This is a genomic window from Nocardia sp. NBC_00881, from assembly GCF_045207455.1.
Classification (GTDB): Bacteria; Actinomycetota; Actinomycetes; order Mycobacteriales; family Mycobacteriaceae; genus Nocardia.
Map to the genome: position 1 here is coordinate 3704564 of NZ_CP108798.1, position 22517 is coordinate 3727080.

At 67.0% G+C, this 22517-nt stretch carries 20 protein-coding genes and 1 pseudogene; 6 read left to right on the top strand and 15 right to left on the bottom strand.

What is annotated here, in order from left to right; genetic code table 11:
- Positions 1 to 26 precede the first annotated feature (26 nt).
- From OH799_RS15480 to OH799_RS15520, 9 genes and pseudogenes are all read right to left on the bottom strand, one after another.
- The gene (locus OH799_RS15480) at positions 27 to 500 is read right to left on the bottom strand and encodes a hypothetical protein (RefSeq protein WP_406280822.1); all 474 of its coding nucleotides are present in this window, start codon (positions 498 to 500) and stop codon (positions 27 to 29) included.
- 351 nt (positions 501 to 851) lie between these two features.
- Entirely contained in the window at positions 852 to 1928 is a 1077-nt protein-coding gene (locus OH799_RS15485; protein WP_406280824.1) for a magnesium and cobalt transport protein CorA, read from the bottom strand.
- Between the two features lie 110 nt (positions 1929 to 2038).
- Positions 2039 to 3979: a potassium transporter Kup gene (locus OH799_RS15490; RefSeq protein WP_406280826.1), complete on the bottom strand. Its 1941-nt coding sequence runs from the start codon at positions 3977 to 3979 to the stop codon at positions 2039 to 2041.
- A 366-nt stretch (positions 3980 to 4345) separates the two neighbouring features.
- Positions 4346 to 4528, bottom strand: a complete 183-nt coding sequence (locus tag OH799_RS15495) for a hypothetical protein (protein ID WP_406280828.1) — start codon at positions 4526 to 4528, stop codon at positions 4346 to 4348.
- Between the two features lie 18 nt (positions 4529 to 4546).
- Positions 4547 to 4855, bottom strand: coding sequence for a DUF3467 domain-containing protein (locus OH799_RS15500; RefSeq protein ID WP_357264008.1), 309 nt, complete (start codon positions 4853 to 4855; stop codon positions 4547 to 4549).
- 88 nt (positions 4856 to 4943) lie between these two features.
- Complete coding sequence (locus OH799_RS15505; protein ID WP_406280831.1) at positions 4944 to 5447, bottom strand: hypothetical protein; 504 nt, start codon at positions 5445 to 5447, stop codon at positions 4944 to 4946.
- Positions 5448 to 7262: 1815 nt separating this feature from the next.
- A pseudogene (locus OH799_RS15510) lies at positions 7263 to 8159 on the bottom strand (serine/threonine-protein kinase); the annotation flags it as partial.
- Between the two features lie 70 nt (positions 8160 to 8229).
- Positions 8230 to 8886 (bottom strand): response regulator, encoded by a 657-nt coding sequence (locus tag OH799_RS15515; RefSeq protein ID WP_406282146.1) that lies wholly within the window; start codon positions 8884 to 8886, stop codon positions 8230 to 8232.
- A gap of 38 nt (positions 8887 to 8924) precedes the next feature.
- The gene (locus tag OH799_RS15520) at positions 8925 to 10244 is read right to left on the bottom strand and encodes a sensor histidine kinase (protein WP_406280833.1); all 1320 of its coding nucleotides are present in this window, start codon (positions 10242 to 10244) and stop codon (positions 8925 to 8927) included.
- Positions 10245 to 10402: 158 nt separating this feature from the next.
- On the opposite strand from OH799_RS15520, the gene OH799_RS15525 reads away from it, so the two are divergent.
- Entirely contained in the window at positions 10403 to 10720 is a 318-nt protein-coding gene (locus OH799_RS15525) for a hypothetical protein (protein ID WP_406280835.1), read from the top strand.
- 25 nt (positions 10721 to 10745) lie between these two features.
- Here the strand turns inward: OH799_RS15525 and OH799_RS15530 are convergent, their stop codons facing one another.
- Complete coding sequence (locus OH799_RS15530; RefSeq protein ID WP_406280837.1) at positions 10746 to 12545, bottom strand: serine/threonine protein kinase; 1800 nt, start codon at positions 12543 to 12545, stop codon at positions 10746 to 10748.
- Positions 12546 to 12850: 305 nt separating this feature from the next.
- Between OH799_RS15530 and OH799_RS15535 the strand changes: the two genes are divergently transcribed.
- Positions 12851 to 13717, top strand: coding sequence for a hypothetical protein (locus OH799_RS15535; RefSeq protein WP_406280839.1), 867 nt, complete (start codon positions 12851 to 12853; stop codon positions 13715 to 13717).
- 7 nt (positions 13718 to 13724) lie between these two features.
- On the opposite strand, the gene OH799_RS15540 is transcribed toward OH799_RS15535, so the two are convergent.
- Both OH799_RS15540 and OH799_RS15545 read right to left on the bottom strand, forming a co-directional pair.
- Positions 13725 to 14390 (bottom strand): response regulator, encoded by a 666-nt coding sequence (locus OH799_RS15540; RefSeq protein WP_406280841.1) that lies wholly within the window; start codon positions 14388 to 14390, stop codon positions 13725 to 13727.
- A gap of 170 nt (positions 14391 to 14560) precedes the next feature.
- Positions 14561 to 15784 carry a sensor histidine kinase gene (locus tag OH799_RS15545; protein WP_406280843.1) on the bottom strand — a complete coding sequence of 408 codons (1224 nt, stop codon included), beginning with the start codon at positions 15782 to 15784 and terminating at the stop codon, positions 14561 to 14563.
- A gap of 165 nt (positions 15785 to 15949) precedes the next feature.
- Here OH799_RS15545 and OH799_RS15550 point away from each other — a divergent pair, with 165 nt between their 5' ends.
- Genes OH799_RS15550 through OH799_RS15560 form a run of 3 tightly spaced genes read left to right on the top strand, consistent with a single transcriptional unit; the run spans position 15950 to position 18682 of the window.
- Positions 15950 to 16735: a hypothetical protein gene (locus OH799_RS15550; protein WP_406280845.1), complete on the top strand. Its 786-nt coding sequence runs from the start codon at positions 15950 to 15952 to the stop codon at positions 16733 to 16735.
- Between the two features lie 43 nt (positions 16736 to 16778).
- On the top strand, positions 16779 to 18182 hold the full coding sequence (locus OH799_RS15555; protein WP_406280847.1) for an alpha/beta-hydrolase family protein: 1404 nt from the start codon (positions 16779 to 16781) through the stop codon (positions 18180 to 18182).
- 56 nt (positions 18183 to 18238) lie between these two features.
- Positions 18239 to 18682 (top strand): SRPBCC family protein, encoded by a 444-nt coding sequence (locus tag OH799_RS15560; protein ID WP_406280849.1) that lies wholly within the window; start codon positions 18239 to 18241, stop codon positions 18680 to 18682.
- On the opposite strand, the gene OH799_RS15565 is transcribed toward OH799_RS15560, so the two are convergent.
- A complete protein-coding gene (locus tag OH799_RS15565; protein WP_406280851.1) occupies positions 18683 to 19273 on the bottom strand; it encodes a TetR/AcrR family transcriptional regulator in 591 nt (196 codons plus the stop codon).
- A gap of 108 nt (positions 19274 to 19381) precedes the next feature.
- Here OH799_RS15565 and OH799_RS15570 point away from each other — a divergent pair, with 108 nt between their 5' ends.
- Positions 19382 to 20266, top strand: coding sequence for an SDR family NAD(P)-dependent oxidoreductase (locus OH799_RS15570; protein ID WP_406280853.1), 885 nt, complete (start codon positions 19382 to 19384; stop codon positions 20264 to 20266).
- A gap of 282 nt (positions 20267 to 20548) precedes the next feature.
- On the opposite strand, the gene gatA is transcribed toward OH799_RS15570, so the two are convergent.
- Both gatA and gatC read right to left on the bottom strand, forming a co-directional pair.
- On the bottom strand, positions 20549 to 22075 hold the full coding sequence (gatA, locus tag OH799_RS15575; protein ID WP_406280855.1) for an Asp-tRNA(Asn)/Glu-tRNA(Gln) amidotransferase subunit GatA: 1527 nt from the start codon (positions 22073 to 22075) through the stop codon (positions 20549 to 20551).
- Positions 22072 to 22371: an Asp-tRNA(Asn)/Glu-tRNA(Gln) amidotransferase subunit GatC gene (gene gatC / locus OH799_RS15580; RefSeq protein WP_357263968.1), complete on the bottom strand. Its 300-nt coding sequence runs from the start codon at positions 22369 to 22371 to the stop codon at positions 22072 to 22074. Before gatC ends, gatA begins: the two co-directional genes overlap by 4 nt.
- Positions 22372 to 22517: the final 146 nt, after the last annotated feature.

Here is a 22517-nt window from a genome sequence, read left to right on the forward strand (position 1 = left end):
AAGGGCTCGCATGCCGATCGCCGAGTTCAGATCTCTGGCGGTGTGGGGCGGTTCTCGCGTCCATGAATCCACTCGGTGATAGCGGCCACGGCCGAAGCCAGCGAAATCGCGCCGGCGAGGAACGCATACCACGTGAGACTGGCGGTGGCCCAGGAAACAGTGCGTAATCCGGGTACCGGATAGGTGCCGTGGCCCTGGGCCCAGCGGAGCAGCAATCCGACCTGAGTGCCCGGATCTCGGGCCGTACCGAAGGAGACCAACCGGGTCAGTTCGTCGCCTCTGCTGTGGAGGTGGACCACGGTGGCGATCGTGAAAACGGCAACGAAGACCGTGGCGATGGTCGCCAGGCGCGTGAGCGCCTCGGTGCGGACCACGCTGCAGACAGCAACGCTGCAGACAGCAACGACGATCGCGACGCTGGTGAGGATGCCCCACACCCCGCTGACCGTCGCGGCAGGCGGTGATGATTGCGCCCAGAGCTCTACCAAGGAGGTAGTCACGTGGAGCCGACCGAACGCGTTCGCGTCAATCGCACCGTCGGTCCCGCCTGTGTCTGTGGTCAGCCATGGCTGGAACAGCAGGACGAATGTGATGACGCAGCCGACCGCAGCGCAAAGGTAACCCCACCTTCCGCCGAGTGTGGTCTGCAGACGGTTTCCGCCGAGCACGATCCGCGGCCGTGCGTCAGCCCATCGACGTCGCCGCGCCCCACCGGCCGAGTCGACCTGCTCATGGGGAGCTTCTCTTTTCTGCCAGGGAGTAGGCCGCACAATTCGCTAGCCTATGAGTTCGGTTGTATGGATTCCGTCAAGGAACGAGGCCGTGCACGGCAAGGTTTCGTCAAATTTTCCCTACAGCCAGTTGTTGCGGCGCAGATTTATATACAAGCCCGTGCAGATCACCACGATCACGACGAGAACGAGCGGATAACCCCACACCTGCCGCAATTCCGGCATGTGCTCGAAATTCATGCCGTAGATCCCCGCGACCATCGTCGGCACGGCAGCGATCGAGATATACGCCGTGATTTTGCGCATGTCGGTATTCTGCTGCACCGCGGTCTTGGCCAACGCGGCTCCGATCAGCGCACTGAGAGACTCGTCGAAATCGTTGATCCGATCAGCCACGGTCGTGTGATGGTCGGCGACATCTCGCATATACCGCCGGACCTCCTTCGGCAACGGCAACTCGATGCCGCGGCCGAGTGTCTCGAGTTGCACCGCGAGCGGATTCACCGAACGCCGTAACTCGACGACCTCACGCTTGAGCTGGTAGATCGACTCGATGGCTACCTTGCTGCGCGGGGTGAAGATTTCCTCCTCCATCGCATCGACATCGAGCTCCACCGACTGAGTGACCTCGATATACGAATCCACCACGTAATCGGCGATCGCATGCAACACCGCGCCGGGCCCGAGGCGCAGCCGATCCGAGTCGGCCTCCAACTGCTTACGCACGTTGGCCAGCCCGGAATGTTCACCGTGTCGTACCGCGACTACGAAATCGGGCGCGGTGAAGATCAGTATTTCGCCGGTCTCGACGATCTCGCTGACACTGTGTAATTCGTGCTCCACGTACGCGACCGTGCGCATCACCAGCACCAGCGTGTCGTCGTAGCGCTCGAGTTTCGGCCGCTGATTCGCCTTGACCGCGTCCTCGACGGCCAGTGCGTGGAGCCGGAAAGTCTGCGCGATATCGGCCATCTGCTCCTCGTCGGGATCATGCAACCCGACCCACACGAAACCCGCACCCCGCTCACGCACCTGTGCCAACGCGGCCGCATGGGTGAAACGACCCGGCAACCGACACCCGTCGACGTACACGGCGCAATCGACAATCGCCCGGGCAGTCGGAACACGGATATGCGGCAACGACCTCCCCGCCCGCCCGGAATGACGAAACGAAGGCAGCGGCGGAAGAGATGGCATCGCACGATGCTACGTCGCAACCCAATCGGGGGCTTCCCAGAACAGACCAGCGGGTACCGGGTCGACAGCAGCGGCGGTGACCTCACGAGTTATCCGGTCGCGGCCGATTACTACACGTCGACTCGTGAACCCATGATTACGGTCCGCTCGCCCGGCAAACCGAAATACTCGGCAGCGTCGGCGGTGATGTGGGACGTGGCGATGAACAGGCGCTTGCGCCAGGGTGCCATCGTCCGTGCCGTACCCTTCTTCAACTCGATCTTCGACAGGAAGTACGAGGCGTCATCGATCGCTATCCGGCCTTCGGTGTGCGCGGGGTCGAGCAGGCGCAGCGCGTCGGGGATGTTCGGTGTTTCCATATATCCGAAATATGCTGTCACGTGGACGATTCCGTCTTCGGCGTAACCGAGCGCATCGATCTCCGTACGTTCCGCATCCGGTACGCGAGGCACAGGCAGCGTGTCGATCGACATGATCACTACGTGTTCATGCAGCATGTGGTTGTGCTCGACGTTTGCCCGCATCGCCAGCGGCGCGGTCTGTTTACCGCGGTTGAGGAACACCGCGGTGCCCGGGACCCGCAGCAGCGACGGCCGATAATCCTGTAATTGATCGACAAACGCACGCAGCGGCCCCTCCGCCTGGACCCGCGCACTGGTAACGACTTCGCGACCACGCGCCCAGGTGGTCATCACGGTGAACGCCGTGAGCCCGATCAGCAGCGGCAACCACGCTCCGTGCACCAGCTTCGTCATATTCGCCGCCAGGAACAGCACGTCGACCACCAGTAGGGGGACGGCGCCGAGTACGACGAGCCACAGCGGAGTGCCCCACTTGGCACGGGCAACATAGAAGAACAACAGCGTCGTGATGGAGATCGTCGCGGTCACCGCCATACCGAACGCGTAGGCCAACGCCGCCGAACTTTGGAAGGCGAACACCAGCGTGAGGACCGACACCATCAGCACCCAGTTGATCCACGGAACGTAGATCTGTCCGATCGTCGACTCCGAAGTGTGCGCAACCCGCAATCTCGGCAGGTAACCGAGCTGGGCGGCCTGCGAGGCCACCGAATAGGCGCCGGTGATCACCGCTTGGGAGGCGATCACCGTCGCAGCGGTTGCCAGAAGCACCAGCGGCAACCGTGCCCATCCAGGGGCGAGTAGGAAGAATGGGCTGCTCACGGCGCCCTGGTCACCGAGAAGCAGGGCCCCCTGGCCGAGGTAACTCAGTACGCACGCAGGCAGCACCAGCCCCAGCCAGCCGCGAGTGATCGCCCGCCGACCGAAGTGGCCCATGTCGGCGTACAGCGCCTCCGCACCCGTCACCGCGAGCACCACCGCGGCCAGCGCGAAAAACGCAATGCCGAAGTGCCCGAACATGAAGCTCAGCGCATAGGTTGGCGACAGTGCCTTCAAGATTTCCGGATGCTTGGCAATACCGCTCACGCCCAAGGCGCCGATCGTCACGAACCAGGCGATCATCACCGGCCCGAACAGCCGACCGACCGCCGCCGTGCCGTGGCGCTGAACCGAGAACAGCCCGACGATGATCACCGCTGTGATCGGCACGATCACACCGTCGAACCCCGGCTGCACGACCTTCAGGCCCTCCACCGCGGACAGCACCGAAATAGCGGGGGTGATCATGCTGTCGCCGAAGAACAGCGCGGCACCGAAGATGCCGAGACCTGCCAGGACCGCCGCGGCACGACGACCTCCTCCCCCACCGAGCCGCCGCAGCAGCGTGATCAGCGCCATGATCCCGCCCTCGCCGTCGTTGTCGGCGCGCATCACCAGGGAGACGTAAGTCAGCGTGACGATGATCATCACCGACCAGAAGATCAGCGACACCACGCCGTAGACGTTGTCCGTGCTGATCGGCACCGGGTGCGGATCAGCCGGGTTGAAAACCGTTTGAATGGTGTAAATCGGGCTGGTGCCGATGTCGCCGAACACCACACCGAGCGCGCCGACCACGACTGCGGATCGAACCGTTTCCCGACCACCCACCACGCTGATCGGTGAACCGACTCCGGACCCTGTACCCATTGGCGTACTCCTCGTTTGCGGCTCCGCACTCTATCGTGCCGTGAGCCGCCGCCGAGCCGCGGCTTCGCCGAGTCCGAGCTGGTGGAGTGCACCGCGTCGACGCTGACAGTCAGCGCCGAAACGAAGAAGCAGAATGGTGACGACGAGCCCCAACTACGGAGACATGCGAGGTTACGCAAGATTCCTCGAGTTCCACTATGTTCGGGGATATTCCGACGGGTAGCTCGGCGCGTTGCGAGCATGATCTGCGATCGCGTCGAATCCGACAGCGCATATCCAGAGCAGGGCATATCCAGAGCAGGACAGCGCACCACCGTCCCCCATCATGCGTCCGCACCGACGATGGGCCGTGCTGCGGATCCGCCGCTACGACCCAATGAATCGCACGCGCTTATCGGTGGCCGCTTTATTCGCGGGTTGTGGCGTAGTGGCAGTGAGGTGATAGCGGCGGCCGTCGATCTTGTCGGGCCGATAGCGGATGACAGGGTCGGTCACGACGGCCCGGTCCTGCGGGCTTGCGAGGATTGCGATGGGGCTGGATACGAGCATCGCATTGCTCCTGTTCGGTTACTCCCCGAGGTGGACAATCGCGCCGAACTGGTGTTCATAGTTGCTCATGCTGTCGTTCAAGATCTGCATCAGGCGGAAGATCATCGCCGGGGGGAACTTCACCCTGGACACCACCTGAGCCGGTTGGCGCACCGTCGGCCGACCGTCGTCGTCGACGCCCTGATCGGTCGGCAAGTACACGAGGAAGTCGAGGGTGAAGTCGGTGCGGTTGTACCAGCAGGTGAATCCGTTGGCGTAGGCACCGATACTCATTGCCTCCGGCACGATCACCTCGACGTTGGTCGGGGTTGGAGTCGGTTCGCTCACCGCGACCGCCTTTCATGGTCGACGAAAGGAGCACTTGGCTGAGCCACGGCCCCTTTCGTCGACACATCATTCAGTGACGGCAGATTGGTTAGCGTGACTGAATCTGGCGTGCCTGCTGACGAAGGTGATGCAGCTGCATTTCCCACTGCATGGAACGCTCCTGGGAACGGCTGGCCTGATCCTCGGCCTGCTGGGCCAACTGACTGGCCTGGTCGGCCTGATCCTGCGCCGACTGAGCCCGCTGGTTGGACTGGTTGGCCTCGCCCTGCGCCTGCTGGGCCTGGTTCTGCGCCCGGTCGGCCTCGCCTTGGGCCTGCTGGGCCTGGTTCTGCGCCTGGATGGCTTGTTGGCGGGCCTGCTGGGCCTGCTGGTTGGCCTGGTTGGCCTCGTGCTGCGCGATCTGCGCCTGGTGCTGAACCTGACGGGTCTGGCCCTGCGCCTGCCGGGCAAGGTTCTGCGCCTGCTGGGCGTACTGACGAGCGCTCTGTGCTTCCTGCCGCGCCTCGTCGACACCGAGCCGCAGCATATCGATGTCCCGGGGGATGTCCTGGACGTCGCCGCGCTTCGCATCGCTCATCGTGTCTTGTGCCATTGAGCTTCCCTCCAAAATTGGTTGAGTGGACAGCGTCGTGTGACGAACCCATTCTTACCGACCCGCCAGCAGATGTCAGCAACTTTTACGCAACATTTGCTAACGGCTGCGAAACATACCAAATCCCCGGTCCTGTCGGTGTTTACCGCTTCCGCAACATTCATGGGCAACCACCGCCACTCCCTCCGAGTTAAAAGCAACTTTGCAGCTATCTGCATCGGCTTTTCGCCTCTGGATGCCCAGAGTTATGGAGCTCCAAGCCCTAGCCGATGGCGTGCCGGCCGTCTGCCCTGGACCGCAAAGCGGCCGTGCCCGATGCGCATCGGGCACCAGGCGCGGCTGGACGGCCTCGTCGGCGCCGCTTCCGACACCATGGGCATGACGTCAGCGGTAAGCCGAGTAGCCGGCGCCGATGTCGGCGGTTTCTGATGATGTGAGGGATCCGTGGGCCGAAGCCTGATCCTCGACACCGGAGGCCTGATCGCCTACGAGCGGGGAAAGATCGACAGGACGATCTTCGATGACGACGAACTCGCCGTTGCGGCGGTGACTGTCGCCGAATTCCGGGCTGCGAGTTCTGTGTCAGTAGACGTACACCACCGCGTTCTCACCGCCACTGCATGTGACCATCTGCCCTTTGGCCTGGCAATTCATCGTGTAACTCTGGCCGGTGACCGGACTGGTCGCCACCACCGCGCGCGACGCGTCGCGTGCGGCGTTCTGCGCCGGGCCGAGTTCGGCGTAAGCCCTTCGCACTTCTTCGGCGAACGCGCAGCTGGTCACTGCGGTGCCCGTGGCCGACAGGGTGAACGCACCGGGGACCGGCTGGCCCTGGCCGCAGGGACTGGCCCCCGCGGGCAGCGTGACCGGCGTCGGTTTGGCCGTGGTGGACGTGGATGGAGCGGCGGACGAGCTGACTGGCGATCGGCCGCCCGTGCTCGCCGTCGGCGCCACGGGCGCCTCGGATGCGCGGTCGGCGGAGGTCGTCGCGGAGCCGCCGGAGCCGAACATCTGCCAACCGATCGCGCCGCCGACGGCGAGCACGACGATGGCGAGCACGGCGACCATGACGGGCAGCGCGATGGAGCGGCCCCTGCGCGACGGGTAGTAGGGGTCCTCGTACTCCTCCTCGTAGTCGTCGTAGCCGTGCACCGGATCGTCGCGATGGGGCGGGTAGTCGGTACGCGCCGGATAGTCGTCCTGCGGCGGATAGTCGGTGCGTGTGGCACGACCGTCCCGCACCGGATGCGTCGCCGAGGTCAGGTACTCGGTCGGTGGCGAATAGTCGTTCGCGGTGGGACCCTGCGGGTCGGGCGAGCCCGGTGCGAGTGCCTGATCCGCATACTGTGTGGTCTCCGGATAGTTCGCCGCCCCTGGATGCCGTGGTGTCTCGGAGAACCCCGGGTAGGTTGCTGTCTGCGAATACGCCTGCGACGGGGACTCGGAATACGCCCGCGAAGCAGTCTCGGAATACGCCCGCGAGCCGGACTCCGAATACGCCTGTGGCGCTACCTCCGGATATCCCTGCGTTGGCTGCCCCGAGTACGCCTGAAGCGGCGTGTGTCCCGCCGACTCCGCGTACGCCTGGGTCTCCGGGTACAGGTGCGCGTCCGGGAAGGGCCGCATCGGAGGCAGTCCTACCGCGGGCGTGTACGCCGCGGGCGCCCTGAACGGTGTCGATAATGGCTCGTCCGGCGACGGGAGCGGCGTGAACTGGGTTTCCGTTGGCCGAACCACCGTCGGCCCGCTCGGACGGATCACCGCCGAAAGCGACAGTTCCCCCGTCGACTCCGGCGGTACGGCACCACGCACGGTCGGATTCCCTGGACGCTGCGCCGAGGCGGGCGCGCGCACCACCAGCGTCGGTGCGGCCGGTGCGGCCGCGCCGAGGGCGGCACGGGCGGCCCTGGCCAGCGCGGTCGCGGTCGGAAAGCGGTCGGCCGGGTCTTTGGCCATGCCGCGATCGATCACCGCATCCAATGCGGCCGGAACGCCGTTGGCCTGCGCGCTCGGTCGCGGCGGGGGATCGGACAGATGCGACTTGATCAGCACATTCATGCTGGCCGCCGGGAACGGCGTTGCTCCGGTCAGGCATTCGTGCAGTACACAGGCCAGCGAGTAGATGTCCGCGCGCCCGGTCACCGGCCCGACGTCGAAGCGTTCCGGGGCCATATAGATGTAGGAGCCGATGGCCATACCGACCAGGGTCACCGCGCTGTCGCCCTCGGTATGCGCGATGCCGAAATCGGCGAGGTAGGCGAAATCCGAGTCTGTGACCAGGATGTTCGCCGGCTTGACGTCGCGGTGCACCAGGTTGCCCGCGTGCGCGGCGTCCAGCGCGGAGGCGATCTGTTCGATGATGCCGACTGCGCGAGCGGGACTGAGCGGCCCCTGGCCGCGCAGGATGGTGCGGAGGTCGACGCCATGGACCAGCCGCATGTCGATGAACAGCACACCGTCGACCACGCCCCAGTCGTGGATCGGGATGACGTGCGGCTCGGCCAGCCGCGCGGCAGCCTGCGACTCACGCCGGAAACGCACCTGGTACATCGGGTCCTTGGCGAGCTCTTCCGACAGCAGTTTGACCGCGACCACCCGGTCTTTCACCGTGTCATAGGCCTCGTAGACCTCGCTCATACCGCCTTTGCCCAGCAACGACCGCAGTTCGTACGACCCGAACCGCGTCCCGGTTCTCGGCCCAGCTTCCTGCACTCGTCATCCTCCACATCCCAGGCGGGGATAGCACACCAGAATCACGCGATTCGCGACCGGAGCCTGCCCGTCACAGAGTGGATTCTCCGGGTGTCACCACCCCGTGGTCAAACGCGAACACGATCGCCGCGGCTCGATCCCGCAGCTCGAGCTTGCCGAATATATGTCCGACATGGCTTTTCACCGTAACTTCCGAGATGCCGAGTTCGCGGGCGATTTCCGCATTGACCTTGCCGCGCCCGATCAGCTCGAGCACCTCGTACTCGCGGGCGGTCAGTTCGGCAAGACGAGCGTCGGACCTGGTGCGCAGCGGCGGACGCACCGTGCGGTAGGCCGACAACACCCGACCGGTGACCGACGGATCCAGCCAGGAGCCGCCGCCGGCGACCATCCGCACCGCGCGGATGAGGTCCTCGGCGGGTGAGTCCTTGAGGATGAATCCCGCCGCGCCCGCCCGCAGCGCACCGGACAGCAGCTGGTCGTCGTCGAAGGTGGTGAGCACCAACACCGGCGGAGCGGCGTCGTGGGTCTGCAGCGCCCGGGTCGCGTCGATGCCACCGACCCGTTTCATGCGGAGATCCATCAGCACCACATCGGGGCGAGATTCTGCGATGGCGGCGGGCACCTCGTCACCGTCGGCACATTCGGTCACCACGAATCCATCGCGGCGGCGCAGGATGCGACGCAGCCCGCCGCGCACGAGCTCCTGGTCGTCCACTACGAGCACAGCGACGGAATCCACGCCGGTCGCGGGCGATGTCGCGGTCACGAACCCTCCCGTGCTGTCGTCGAGCCGTGCACGCTGCCGGGCAGCAAAGGGCACGATGATCCGCTCCGGCCGGGCGCCAGTGGAATACCGGCGCGGACCGCCCAGCCCTCGTCGAACGGACCGACCGTCATGCGGCCCCCGAGGAGTTCGGCGCGCTGCCGCATGCCGGTCACCCCCATGCCCGCGCCGCGCTGCGGACGCAGCCCGGCCGGCAGCGTGTTCTCCACCGTCAACGTCACCTCGGTCGCGTCTACCGCGAGCCGCACCGCCGCGGACGCGCCGTGCCCGTGTTTGACGACGTTCGCCAGCGACTCCTGCCCGATCCGGTACAGCGCGAGTCCGACCGCGGGCGACACGACGCCGAGGTCGCCGTCGCACTTGTAGCGCACATCCAGCCCCGCCCGCACGAAATCACCGACCAGATCCTCGATGTCCTCCACGCCCGGCTCCGGCACCATTTTCCCCGGCCGCGCGTCCAGCAGCCCGACGGTGCGACGGATATCCGCCATGGCCTGTCTACCGAGCCGCTCGGCATCGGTCAGCGCATCCACCGCCTCGTCGACATCGCGGTCGGTCTGCAGCGCGTGTCGCGCCGCGGTGAGATGCAACAGGGTGACGCTCAGCGAGTGCGCGATCACATCGTGCACCTCACGAGCGATCCGGCGGCGCTCCTCGTCGGCGGCCTGTGCCGCGCGGACATCCTGGTAGCCGCGTTCCTGATAGAGGAAGCGGCGCTGATATTGCAGCATCAGCCCGGCCATCCAGCCGAACGCGACGCCGACCAGATACGTCGGCAGCCCGTCCGACATGTGCCCGATCACGTCGAACGCCACCAGCTGCAGCATCATCGCGAGGGCGACCGGGACGCTGACCCGTTTCGGCGCGATCGCCGCGACCTCCCCCGCGGCCGCTACCAGCACGAACGGCGCGAAGTCGCCGGCAACCGGCTGAGCGAGGAACAGCGCCTCGGCCGACATCGCCAGTAGTCCGAGCAGCAGCGGCCCCGGCAGCACGCCGAGGAACGCGTACAACGGACCGAAGGCGCAAGTCAGCAGTACCGCCACGATCGGGAGCACGGTCGGGAAGTAGTCGTGCCGCTGCGCGGCGGCCGCGACCGCGACGACGAGCACCGCGAGATCGACGCTGATGATGATCGACGGGGGGTAGTCGAACGGCAACTGCTCGACGTTGCGCCGGAACGCGGCCACGGGATCGCGTCCGAATTCGGCACACCGCTGCCTGGTGCGCAGCAGTGCGGCCCGCACGCGCCCCGGCCGCATACCGACACCTGGATCGGAGACGCCGGTCACACCCATTCTGTAAGGCTAGCCGCCGCGTCCGGCCCGGTACATCGTTCCGCGAGCGGGCAACTCCTCCTACCGTGGTCGGAGAAGTATTCGGGTCCCCGGCACGACGACGTCCGACCATCGCGTCCGTAGCGTGAGCTGTAGTCCACGGAAGGAAGGCGATGGCCATGACCTGGGAAGATCAGCACGTTCGCACCGACATCATGCACACTGTGCTCCGCCGAGCGGCGGTCGATCCGGCCGGTCCCGACCTGTTCGCCGGGATACCGGAGCTGGAGCGACTGTTCGGTGGCGAAGAGGGATTGCTGCTCGCGCTGCGCTACCGGTGGAACATCCATCTCGACGCCAAGCTGGACCAGGCGCTGGCCCAGGGGCAGGATGCGGTCGAGGCGTATCTCGAGCTGGCCGCCGAGCAGCCGGTGCTGCGCGCGGTGCTCGACGCACAGTATCGCCGCCGCCACCCCTCGAAGGCCATGGCGCGGTAGCGCGCGGCCGGCTGAGCGCCACGGCCTACAGCGGCAAGCCGGTGAACCACGCCTTGAATTTCGGGGTGGTCAAACCGAATCCGGAGCTGGGCATGCTGTCGGTAAGCGTCACCTTGGCATACAGCAGGTAGCTCGATCGGGCCGGGTCGTCGTGGAAATCGATGACGAGGTAGCCGTCTGGGAGCCCGCCGGATGTCCGCTGCCACCGGTAGGTCGAGTACGACTTCCCGTTGTTCTGTTCCGTTCCTGCGGTATTCGACGGCAGATCATGCACGGCTGCCTGCGCGTCCTGCGGCGACTTGAACGCGATGACGACGTAGTCGGGCTCGTTGATCGGCGTGCCCCAGCAGTTCCACGCCGTCGCCCATTTCGGGAAGTCGGGCACGTCGGAGGCGCTGGACACCTTGCCGCCGTTGTCGGCGGTGTCGAGGAAGCACATTTTGCCGCGGTACCCCGGGCCGGAGCCGATGTTGTGTCTGACGTCGACGCCCTGCGGCAGCAACTTCGGGAACGCCGTGGCGAGCGTGCCGGGATCGGCAGATCCCTGCGGTGCCTCGGTGGCGATGTCGAGGGGGGATGAGGGATTCGACGACGACCCGAACTTGGCGATGGCGATCCCGCCTGCGACGAGCAGGACCACCACGATCAGCACGATGACTACGATCAGGCCGGTGTTCGAGCGCCGTTCGGGTCGGTAGCCGGGCGGCTGGTGCGGCGGATAGCCGATCGGCGGTGGGGCGTTCAATGGAAGAGGCTGTGCCGCAGGGTAATTCGGTGCCGGCGCGGCATATCCCTCGGATGCCGGAAACTGTTGCCCGCCCGTTGGATTCGGTGTGTACTGCGGCGGCGCGGTGTAGGCGGGGCCGGACGCCGCGGCGACGTAGGTCGGCGGGCTCGACACCGGCCCGGGATACGCCGGATTCGCCTGCGACGGCTGCGCGATCACGGTCGGTGCGGGCTGCGATGGATACGGCGACACGGGCAGCCCGGGCGCGGTCAGCGCCTGCCGTGCGGCCGTGGCGAATTCGACGCAGGACGCATACCGCTCATCGGGGCGCTTCGCCATCGCCTTCGAGATCACCGCGTCGAGTGCGGGGGAAAGACCGGCGCGTCTTGCCGCGACCGAAGGCGGCGGCAGCTGGAGATGGCCGCGGATGATCTCGGCCGGTGCGGGGGAATCGAACGGAGCTACGCCGGCCAGTAACCAGTACAGCGCGCACGCCAGCGAATACTGGTCGGAACGGTGATCCAGGTGCGCGCCGGTCATCTGTTCCGGCGAGGCATAGGCGAGCGTCGCGGTGAACATGCCGGTCTGGGTCAGATGCGTGGAATCCTCACGCAGCCGGGCGATCCCGAAATCGGTGAGGAAGACGCGTTCACCCTGCCCGCCCATCGCGCGGGCCAGCATGATGTTCGCGGGCTTTACGTCCCGGTGCAGCACGCCCATCCCGTGCGCGTAATCCAGTGCCGCCGCGACACCGTCGATGATCTGCACAGCCCGCTCCGGCGGCAGGCTCTGCGGGTTCACCGTCGCGGCGTCGACGCCGTCGACGTACTGCATGGAGATCCACAGCTGCTCGTCCTCGGTGCCGCGGTCGTAGACCGCGACGATATTCGGATGATCCAACTGCGCGGCCAGATCCGCCTCTCGCTCGAACCGCGCCCTGACCTCGGTGTCGGTGAACAGCTCCCGGTTGAGCAGCTTGAGTGCCGTCTGCCGGGGCAGCCTGGGGTGGCGGGCCAGGTATACCGATCCCATGCCACCCTGTCCGAGCAGCTTCTCGATGGTGAACCCAGCGAACACCGCACCGCTGTTGAGCAACACGCCCCCTTCAGGTGACCGCGGCGACCGGACGCGGGCGTCCGGCCCCTCCTTACAAATCCTGGAGCCTACCGGGTGATGCCATGGCCACGGGGTTTCGAATTCTCCGGGAAGATCCGCGAAACTATGTACGAGACATCCTCGTCGCGACACCGTCCCCGTTGTGCGGCAATGATGTCTCCTGTCCGGTCACCGACCGGACGGGCACGATGAGCTATTGCACCGCCGACGAACAGCGAACACGCGTCACTGGTGGTGGGGAGGACTCGGTGGTGAGGTCGACGGGAACGGGTTTCGCATGTCGCTCTGTGCTGGGCACGGCCGTCGTGGTGGTCTTGATCACTCTTGCCTCATGCTCCTTGATTCCCGGAGACAAGTCCGCCGCCGAGGCGCCCACCGTGGTCGTCAACACCGCGGGAGCGTGGCGGCCGGGCCTGTCGGTGTCCATGCCCGACTCGCTGGCCGCCGACTTCACCCAGCTGCAACCGCAACTGGCCGGACAGGTCGGCATGGCGATCATGCCCGTCGGCGGCGGCCGGATGACCGTCTTCGGCGACTGGGTCAGCGGCATCGCATGGTCGACCATCAAGGTCCCGCTCGCGATCGCAGCACTGCGACGCGATCCGCAGGGCGGCACCCTCGAAGAGGCCCAGGCTGCCATCACGGTGTCGGACAACTATGCCGCCGAGATGCTGTGGGAGTCCCTCGGGGACGGTCTGGAGGCCGCCAAGGCGGTGCAGGACGTATTGGACGAGGCAGGCGACGCCACCACCGGCGTGGCGGGACCGCGGACCACGCTGGACTACCAGTCCTTCGGCGGCACCGAGTGGTCGCTGGCGAACCAGGTCCGGTTCGCGTCACGGCTACCGTGCCTGCCCGAGACGTCCAAGGTGACCGAGCTGATGTCGTCGATCACACCTGAGCAGGCGTGGGGGCTCGGCGTGCTGGAGGGCACGGCATACAAGGGTGGCTGGGGGCCGGACGATCAGACCGGCATCTACACCGTCCGCCAGTTCGGACTGGTGCCGGTCCGCTCCGGGATGATCGCCGTCGCCCTCGCCGCGCAGGCCGATTCGGGAAGTTTCGACGACGCCACCGCGATCCTGAGCCGGCTGGCGGAGCTGATCGGCCGTCATGTCACCAACCTGCACGGCGGGACCTGCACGCCCCAGTGACTCCAGCTCAACCCGGAGTGACCAGGCCGGATTCGTAGGCCAGCACCACCGCCTGCGCGCGGTCCCGTAGGTTCAGCTTCGAGAACACCTTGGACACATGGGTTTTCACGGTCTGCTCGGCCACGAAGAGAGTTTCGGCGATCTCGGTGTTCGACATGCCCTTGGCGATCAGCTCGAGCACCTCCCGCTCACGTGGGGTCAGCGAGGTGAGCGCGGGCGTCGGCTTCGCGCGGGCAGCGCTACGACGGCGAGTGACGTCGGCGATGAGCCTGCGGGTGACGGTCGGCGCGAGCAAGGCCTGACCGTCGGCGACGACGCGCACCGCGCGCACCAGTTCCTCGGCGGGCGCGTCCTTCAGCAGGAACCCGCTGGCACCGAGGCTGAGTGCCTCATAGACGTAGTCGTCGATGTCGAAGGTGGTGAGCATCAGCACCCGCACCGGAGGATCGAAACCGGCGGACAGGATGGCGCGGGCCGCGTCGAGCCCGTTCATCTCCGGCATCCGCACATCCATCAGCACCACGTCCGGGCGCAGCCGCTTGGCCTCGGTCACCGCGACCTTCCCATCCGCCGCGTCGCCCACCACGCTGATGTCCGGCTGAGCCGCGAGCAGCGCTCCGAACCCCTGTCGAACCATCGCCTGGTCGTCGGCGATCAATACGGTTATTGCCACTGTGTAATTTTGGCCGCGCCTTCGGCGCGGCGTGTTCGCGGCCCCCTTTCGGCTCGGTGCGCTCGGAAACAGGGGTGGGACCGATGCGGTCGCGTCGGGAGCGAAGCCGCCTTGGACCGTTCGCTCAGAAACGGCAGTGGGGCCGATCGTTGCCGTCGGGGCCTCGGCCCTCACCGGTTCGTCGCGGCGTCGAATACCGCGGTGATCTGGCCGGTGTTACCCGGTGCGGCGAGCGGAAGGCTAGCGCGCACTTCGAAGCCGCCGTCGGCACGGGGGCCGGCCGAGATGTCACCCCCGACGGCCAAGGCCCGTGCCTGCATGCCCGCTATGCCGTGGCCGCCGTTGCCGATCGTGCGGGCGACCGTGACTCCTGGGCCGTTGGTGACGGTGAGCAGCAGTTCCGCACCGCGCGTGATATGCACCTGGACCGGTGCGTCGGGGGCGTGGCGGGAGGCGTTGGACAACGACTCCTGGGCGATCCGATAGAGGGCGAGGCCGATGATTTCGGAGACGGTGTCCAGCGGGCCGTCGACCGTCCATGCGATCCGAACTCCAGCGCGCTGGGCGCCCTCGAACAGTCCGATCACGTCGGCGGCCTTCGGTTGCGGCGCGTGTTCGGGCAGTTGCCCGTCGCTACGCAGGACGCCGAGCATGCCGCGGATCTCGTTGAGCGCCTCGCGCGCCGTGGCGCCGATCGACTCGAACTCGGCGCGCGCGGCCGGTGTCACGCCCTCCACCCGGTAGGGCGCGGTCTGTGCCTGCACCACCACGAGCGACATGTGATGGGCCACCACGTCATGTAGGTCTCGGGCGATGCGGGCCTTCTCCTCGAGGATCGCGCGGCGGGCGCGCTCGACTTCGTTCTCCTCCTCCTGGCGAACCAACTGCCGCCGCGACAACACCAGCCATCGGATGAGCAGTCCGAACAGCACCAGCGCGGCCAAGGCGACCGGCCAGCCCCAGGCAGCGTTCGCGAACGCGTCGCCTTCACCGGGCATGGTGGTCGAGAACAGCAATGCCGTCGCAGCCCAGGCGGCCGCGACGATCTGCCCCTGCGCACGCAGCGCCACCGCGAACAGCAGCAGCAGCAAGCTGAGCACGTGCACGACCTCGAATGGCAGCTCGTTGTTCGGCTGATGCGGGATCGCCAGCGCGATCACCAGCGCCGAGCCCGCCGAGATGGCCCAGCCCAGCGCCGGGTTGATCCGGACGAGCAGCACCGGGAAAGCGGCCAGTGCCGCGATGAACGGCTGCGCCGCGGTGGGCACCGCGTGGGTCAGGTGCAACGTCGGCCAGGCCACCGCGTAGCAGATCAGAGCGACCAGGACTGTGCACAGGTCGAACCATGTCCGCGCGTCCGGCCGCCCCAGCCAGGCACGACTCTTCTGCTTCATGCCTACGACACTAGAAACTCCAGGTCAGCGCGCCCTCATACCCCCGGGTGATTTCGGCCCCATACCCCGGTGCGAGACGGCGCGGCGGCTCCCCCGGCGGCATGGCGCGCGAAACATGCCCGGGCGTGAGGCGACCGCGCGAACCGGTTGCCTAACGTCGACGCCATGAGCACACCGACCAGCGCAGGACCCACGACCCGGTCCGCATCGGCCGCAGGCGCCCGAACCCCTTCCGCCACAACCTCTTCCGCCGCGTACACGCGTCGCTACGCGGCATTGACCGCGACGGCGCTGACCACCATGGCGGCCACCGTGTTCCTCGCGCCCGCGCCGCATGCCGCCGCCGCGTCCGCGCCGGTCGAAAGTGCGCAGGCCGTCACCGCCGTCGCCGATCTGACCGCGGGCGGCCCCGGCTCGCTCACCACCATTCCGCCGGACTTCGCCGCCTCGTTCGGTTACCGACCGAGCACGATGGACGGACTTGTGGTCAATCCACGAGGTGACTGTTCCTCGCCGGTGACCTTGCCTCCCGAGTTCGACACCGCGTGCAAAGCCCACGACCTCGGCTACGACCTGCTGCGCTACGCCGATCGGCGCGGCCAGCCGCTCGGGCCGTGGGCGCGTCAGGCACTCGACGCGACGTTGGACCGGCACATGCATGAGGCCTGCGCCACCCGCGTCGAACCGTTCTCGCGCGCACGCTGCGATGCCATGGCGACGATCGCGAACACCGCCGTCGACCTGAACTCGCGCCGGCAGGACTACGGCGCACCGGTGGTCGAATCCCTGCTCGGTGCGGAGAATTCCGAACCGGCGGTGAGCCGAACGTTGCTCGGGGTGCTCGCCGCCGGCGTCGTGGGGCTCGGCGCCGTGCTCGTCGTGCGGAATCGGCGGCGGGATGCCACGGGTATGTTGTCGAATAGCGCGGGGGTGCTGGGGGTTCAGCCATGACCGGCACGCCGACATCCGGAGCCACCGATCCGTGGGAAGCGTCGTGACCGCGAAGGGCATGGCACACAGAACCATGCGTCGTCGAGCTACGGTCGCACTGCGATATGCCGTGCGGCCGGTCGGGCCGCCACGCATCGGCACGACCCTCGGACTCGGGATCGGGACGGTGGCGTCGTTGACCCCTGGGCTGCTCCCCCGGACGCCGAGCGCTCAGGCCGTAGTGACCGGACTGGTCGCCACCGCGACCTTCGGCATCGCGGGAGTTGTCGGATTCCTGTCGCGCCGCCTGGGTTGCGATATCAATCAGCGTCACTCGTGGGCCCGGCTTCCCCTGGCGATCGCCACGTCGGTATTGGTGGTGGGCGCGGCGGCGAACGCAGGGCACTGGCAGAACCGTCTGCGCGCGGCGATGGGGACACCGCAGATCGAAGCGGGCTATTGGGTGCGTTGCGCGCTCGGTGTGGCGTTGATCATCGGACTGTTGACCGGTATCACTCGCTCGATCGCCTGGGCGGTTGGCAAACTGGGCTGGGCGCGGGGAGTGTCATCGGCCCTCGTGGGCGCGGCGCTGCTGTCGCTCGTTGGCCTTCCCGCGGTGGTCGGCTGGCGTGAGGCCGCGTACGCGAGCGCGAACGCCGAACTGGATCCGACTCTGGTACAGCCGGTTTCCCATGCCGGCTCGGGGAGTGCCGGGTCGGCGGTGAGCTGGTCGTCGCTGGGCGCCGAGGGGCGCAAGTTCGTCAGCGGTGCGTCCGTGCGTGCGGTGCGAGTGTACGTCGGGGTGGCGTCAGCGCCGGACCTGGACAGCCGGGTCGCCCTGGCGATCCGGGAATTGGAGCGCTCTGGCGGATTCGATCGCTCGAATCTGGTCGTCGCGGTGCCGACCGGGTCAGGGTGGATCGACGCGAACGCCGTCGCTGGTTTCGATCAGCGCTTCGACGGTGACGTCGCGATGGTCGGGCTGCAGTATTCCTACCTGCCGAGCTGGGCGACGTTCGTGTTCGGCCGCGACGACGCGGTGACCGCCGCGCGCACCCTGTTCACCGCCGTGGAGAAACACCTGCGCGGGCTGACGAACAAGCCGAAGCTGTACCTGTACGGCCAGAGTCTCGGCGCACTGGGCGGCAATGCGGTCTTCGCCGACGACGCCGAGCAGGACAGCCGAACCTGCGCTGCCCTGTGGGCCGGACCTCCGGCGAACAGTGGGCACCGCGGCAGCGCCACCGTACTGGCCAACAGTTCCGACCCGGTGGTCCACTGGTCACCCGCCCAGCTGTGGCGCGCGCCCGACCTGAGTGGCACTCGGGTGGATGCTCCTGTCCCCCAATGGCTTCCGGTGGTCGCCTTCGTGCAGACCACCGCGGATCTGCTCGCCGCACTGAACGCTCCTCCTGGCCACGGCCACCGCTATGGCACCGATCAGGGCACCGCCATGGGGACGTGCTGACCCGCTCGTCTCACGTCCGCTGGGCGGCTTTCCATAGAACATGTTCTAATTTCCACATGGCTTTTGTCATCGACCTTGCCGTCGACATCAATGCCCCCACGGAACTCGTATGGCAGGTGATCACCGACTTCCCGCGCTACGGGGAGTGGAATCCCTTCGTCTCGGAGTGCCACAGTTCGCTGGTGCCGGGCGAGCCGATCGACATGCTCGTCCACATCTCGGGCTCCCCACGCAAGCAGCGCGAATGGATCCGCTCACACACACCCGGCCACGAGCTCAGCTACTCGATGAAGCCGGTCCCGCCAGGCGCTCTGCACAGCCTGCGCTCACACACCGTCACGCCGCTCGCCGACAACCGCACCCGTTACGAGTCGCACTTCGAGCTCGCGGGCTGGCTGCACCCCGTGGTCGTCGCACTCCTCGGCAAGAATTTGCGTCGCGGCTTCGCGGGCATGACCGACGGAATCCAGAAACAAGCCGAGTCGCTACGGGGCTCCTGATCAGCACGCACGCGAATATGCCAGCGCGGCATCGAGTACCGCGTCGGCGTATGCCTCGGTGAGTCCGCCGAGACCGAGCGACCATCGCATCTGAATCGGGCCGAGCAGCAGGTCGATGGCGAGTTCGAAGTCCAGATCGGCGCGGAGTTCGCCCGAGCCGACGCCGGCGGCGAGGCGGTCCGCGATAGCCGCGCGCTGCGGAAGCAGTAAGCGTTCGCGATAGGCGGCCGCCAACGCGGGATCCTGCTGGATCTCGATGTACATGGCACGAAGGAAAGATTCGAAGCCAGGGTCGATCAAGGCGGCGGCCGATCCGCGCAGCAGTTCACGCAGGTCGGCGGTGATGTCACCGGTGTTCGGCAGCGCGAGACCCCTCGGGCCGGAATCGGATTCGAGCATCGCGTCGAACACAACCGCACCCTTGGACGGCCACCAGCGGTAGATCGTCTGTTTGCCGACACCAGCGCGACCGGCGATCGCCTCGATGCTCAGTTTCGCGTAGGAGAGCTCGCGGATCAGCTCGGTGGCGGCGGCGAGGATCGCCGCCCGGGCCCGTTCGCTACGCCGCGCTGCGGCAGGAGTGTCGGCCATGCCGCGACGGTAGCAGATAACAAGACGAAACGTCTCGTCTTGACAAGGCCGCGCCGGTTCGCCATTCTCGTCAACGAGACGAAGCGTCTCGCGACGAAAGGACCTTTTGTGACCAGAACCTGGTTCATCACCGGCGCCAACCGCGGACTCGGCCGCGCGTTCACCTCGGCCGCGCTCGCCGAGGGCGACCGCGTCGTCGCGACCGCCAGGGACCCGAAAGCCATGACGGAGCTCGCCCACGACCGATTGACCGTGCTGCCGTTGGACATCCGCGAACGCGGGAGCGTGATCGCCACCGTCGACAAGGCTTTCGCACTGATGGGCACAATCGACGTGATCGTGAACAACGCGGGCTACGGATTGGTCGGTGCCGTCGAGGAACTCACCGAAGCCCAGATCCGGGACCAGATGGACACCAATTTTTATGGTGCCCTCTGGGTTTCCCAGGCAGCTGTACCGCACCTGCGCGCACAGGGCTCCGGGCACATCGTGCAGATCTCTACGGTCGGCGCCGTCGGCAGCCTCCCCCTGTTCAGCATGTACAACGCGAGTAAATGGGCACTGGAAGGTTTCAGCGCCTCCCTCGCCGACGAACTACGGCCCTTCGGCATCTCCGTCACCCTCGCCCAGATGGGTGGCTTCGACACCGACTGGGCCAAGTCGAGTATGCGGTTCGCCACCGGCAACCCGGCCTATGAGGAGTTGCGCACCGCGATCCTCGGCATGCCGAACTACCCGACGGCGGGTTCGGCCAACCCGACGCCCTCCCCCACCGACGCGAACCCGACCGAAGCCACATCGCCCGACACCGAGCCGGAATGGACCGAAGCGCCCCCGGAAATAGGAGCCGCAGGCCTGATCGCATTGGTGAACATGTCGAACCCACCACTGCGCAAGATCATCGGCCCAGGCGCACATGACATGGTGGCGATCGCCCTCGACCAGCGCCGCCAGGACTACACAACCGATCCCGAATTCACCTGGCCCGCATAGGAACCGACACCCAACCACCCAGAACCCGCATCCTGGCCGAGTCTCCGACCCACACTCGCTGACCGCAGCCTCCACCTGGTGCGAAGAACCATGGCGGTCGGGCATTGACGTCCGCGGACACGCGGCTCGTTTCTGTAGGCCGACTGAAGATCCTTACCACCCGGTTCAGTCGCACCCGCAAGAGCCCTGCTGCGCTGCTATCGGCCGAACGGGCGAGGTCCGGGCGGTACTTCGCACACGCGATGATTGGGGCGTGAAGCGCGTGTGCGAAGTGCCGGTGGGTCAGGCGATGGGTCCGCGGGCGGCCTCGTAAGCGGCACCGACTCGGTAGAGGCGGTCGTCGGCAAGGGCGGGGGCCATGATCTGCAGGCCGACCGGCATGCCGTCGTCCTCGCTCAGGCCGGACGGGACCGACATGGCCGGGTGACCGGCCAAGTTGGTGGGGAGGGTGCACAGGTCGGAGAGGTACATGGCGAGCGGGTCGTCGACCTTTTCGCCCAGCTTCCACGGGGTGAACGGGCTTGTCGGCGAGACGAGCACGTCGACCTGTTCGTAGGCGTTGTCGAAGTCGCGTGCGATGAGTGTGCGCACCTTGAGCGCCTGGCCGTAGTAGGCGTCGTAGTAGCCCGCCGAGAGCGCGTAGGTGCCGATCATGATGCGCCGCTTGACTTCCGGGCCGAACCCTGCCGCGCGCGTGGCCGCCATGACCTGCTCGGCGCTGTGCTGCCCATCATCGGCGACGCGCAAGCCATAGCGCATCGCGTCGAACCGCGCGAGGTTCGACGACACCTCCGACGGCATCACGAGGTAGTAGGACGACAGCGCGTATTCGAAGTGCGGACATGACACTTCGATCACCTCGGCGCCGAGTTCCTTCAGCACCGCGACGGCGGCGTCGAAGGAGGCGAGCACACCCGGCTGGTAGCTGTCGGAGTGCAACTCCTTCACCACACCGATTCGCACGCCGCGCAGATCACCTTGCGCACCCGCGCGCGCGGCGGCCACCACCGGCGGCACCGGCACATCGCGCGAGGTGGAGTCGCGCGGGTCGTATCCGGCGATCACCTCGTGCAGCAACGCGGTGTCCAGCACGGTACGCCCACACGGACCGCCCTGGTCCAGCGACGACGCACAGGCGACCAAGCCGAAGCGGGACACCGTCCCGTAGGTCGGCTTGGTACCGACGGTCGCGGTGACGGCGGCGGGCTGGCGAATCGAACCGCCGGTGTCGGTGCCGATGGCCAGCGGCGCCTGATGCGAGGCCAGCGCAGCCGCGGAACCGCCGCCTGAGCCGCCCGGGATCCTGGTGGTGTCCCAGGGGTTGCGGGTCGGGCCGTAGGCCGAGTTCTCGGTGGAGGAGCCCATGGCGAACTCGTCCATGTTGGTCTTGCCGAGGATGGGGATGCCCGCGCCGCGCAACCGCGCGGTGACCGTCGCGTCGTAGGGCGACACCCAACCCTCGAGAATCTTCGACGCACAGGTGGTCGGCATGTCCGTGGTGGTGAATACGTCCTTGAGCGCCAGAGGAACTCCGGCCAGCGGCGAGGCGGGCCTCGCGCCGGAAGCGATCGCGGAGTCCACCGCGGCCGCGGTCGCCAGCGCTTGCTCCCCCGCGACGTGCAGGAAGGCGTGGTACTCACCGTCGACCTCGGCGATCCGATCCAGGTGCGCCTGGGTGACCTCCACCGAGGACAGCTCGCCACCGCGGATCTTGTCGGCCAGCTGGGCCGCCGACAGCGTGGTCAGGTCCGACCCACCCGTGGCCCGACCATCGCCCCCGGTCGAATCGCTACGCGACGCTGCGCTCATTCGCCCTCTCCCAGGATCTGCGGAACCATGAACCGCTGCTCGTCGACCGCGGGCGCGCCGGACAGCGCCTGGTCCGGCGTCAGGCAGGGCACGACCTCGTCGGGCCGGGTCACGTTGGTCGCGGGATCCGGCGACGCGGTGGCCGGGACATCAGCGGCGGCGACCTCGGAGATGGTCCGCACGTGGCTCAGGATCGAATCCAGCTGGCCTGCGAACTGATCCAGTTCGACATCGGACAGCGCGAGCCGGGACAGCCGGGCGAGGTGTGCGACCTCGTCGCGGGAGATGGCGGGCACCGCAGGACCCCTTTCGGCTTCGGTTTCAACAATTCACACCGGTTCCGCTTGCGGAGGACGGCGTCGACGTGCACTAGCCTAGCCACCTGTTACGACGCCTCCACCCCGGCACCCGTGCTTCCTCCGCCGTGCGGCTCGATCGATTC

Coding starts and splice junctions, on each gene's coding strand:
- OH799_RS15560 (WP_406280849.1), top strand. CDS start 18,239: ATGGCTTTTGTCATCGACCTTGCCGTCGACATCAATGCCCCCACGGAA.
- OH799_RS15545 (WP_406280843.1), bottom strand. CDS start 15,784: ATGAAGCAGAAGAGTCGTGCCTGGCTGGGGCGGCCGGACGCGCGGACA.
- OH799_RS15520 (WP_406280833.1), bottom strand. CDS start 10,244: ATGGGTGTGACCGGCGTCTCCGATCCAGGTGTCGGTATGCGGCCGGGG.
- gatA (WP_406280855.1), bottom strand. CDS start 22,075: ATGAGCGCAGCGTCGCGTAGCGATTCGACCGGGGGCGATGGTCGGGCC.
- OH799_RS15485 (WP_406280824.1), bottom strand. CDS start 1,928: ATGCCATCTCTTCCGCCGCTGCCTTCGTTTCGTCATTCCGGGCGGGCG.
- OH799_RS15490 (WP_406280826.1), bottom strand. CDS start 3,979: ATGGGTACAGGGTCCGGAGTCGGTTCACCGATCAGCGTGGTGGGTGGT.
- OH799_RS15550 (WP_406280845.1), top strand. CDS start 15,950: ATGAGCACACCGACCAGCGCAGGACCCACGACCCGGTCCGCATCGGCC.
- OH799_RS15505 (WP_406280831.1), bottom strand. CDS start 5,447: ATGGCACAAGACACGATGAGCGATGCGAAGCGCGGCGACGTCCAGGAC.
- OH799_RS15565 (WP_406280851.1), bottom strand. CDS start 19,273: ATGGCCGACACTCCTGCCGCAGCGCGGCGTAGCGAACGGGCCCGGGCG.
- OH799_RS15495 (WP_406280828.1), bottom strand. CDS start 4,528: ATGCTCGTATCCAGCCCCATCGCAATCCTCGCAAGCCCGCAGGACCGG.
- OH799_RS15525 (WP_406280835.1), top strand. CDS start 10,403: ATGACCTGGGAAGATCAGCACGTTCGCACCGACATCATGCACACTGTG.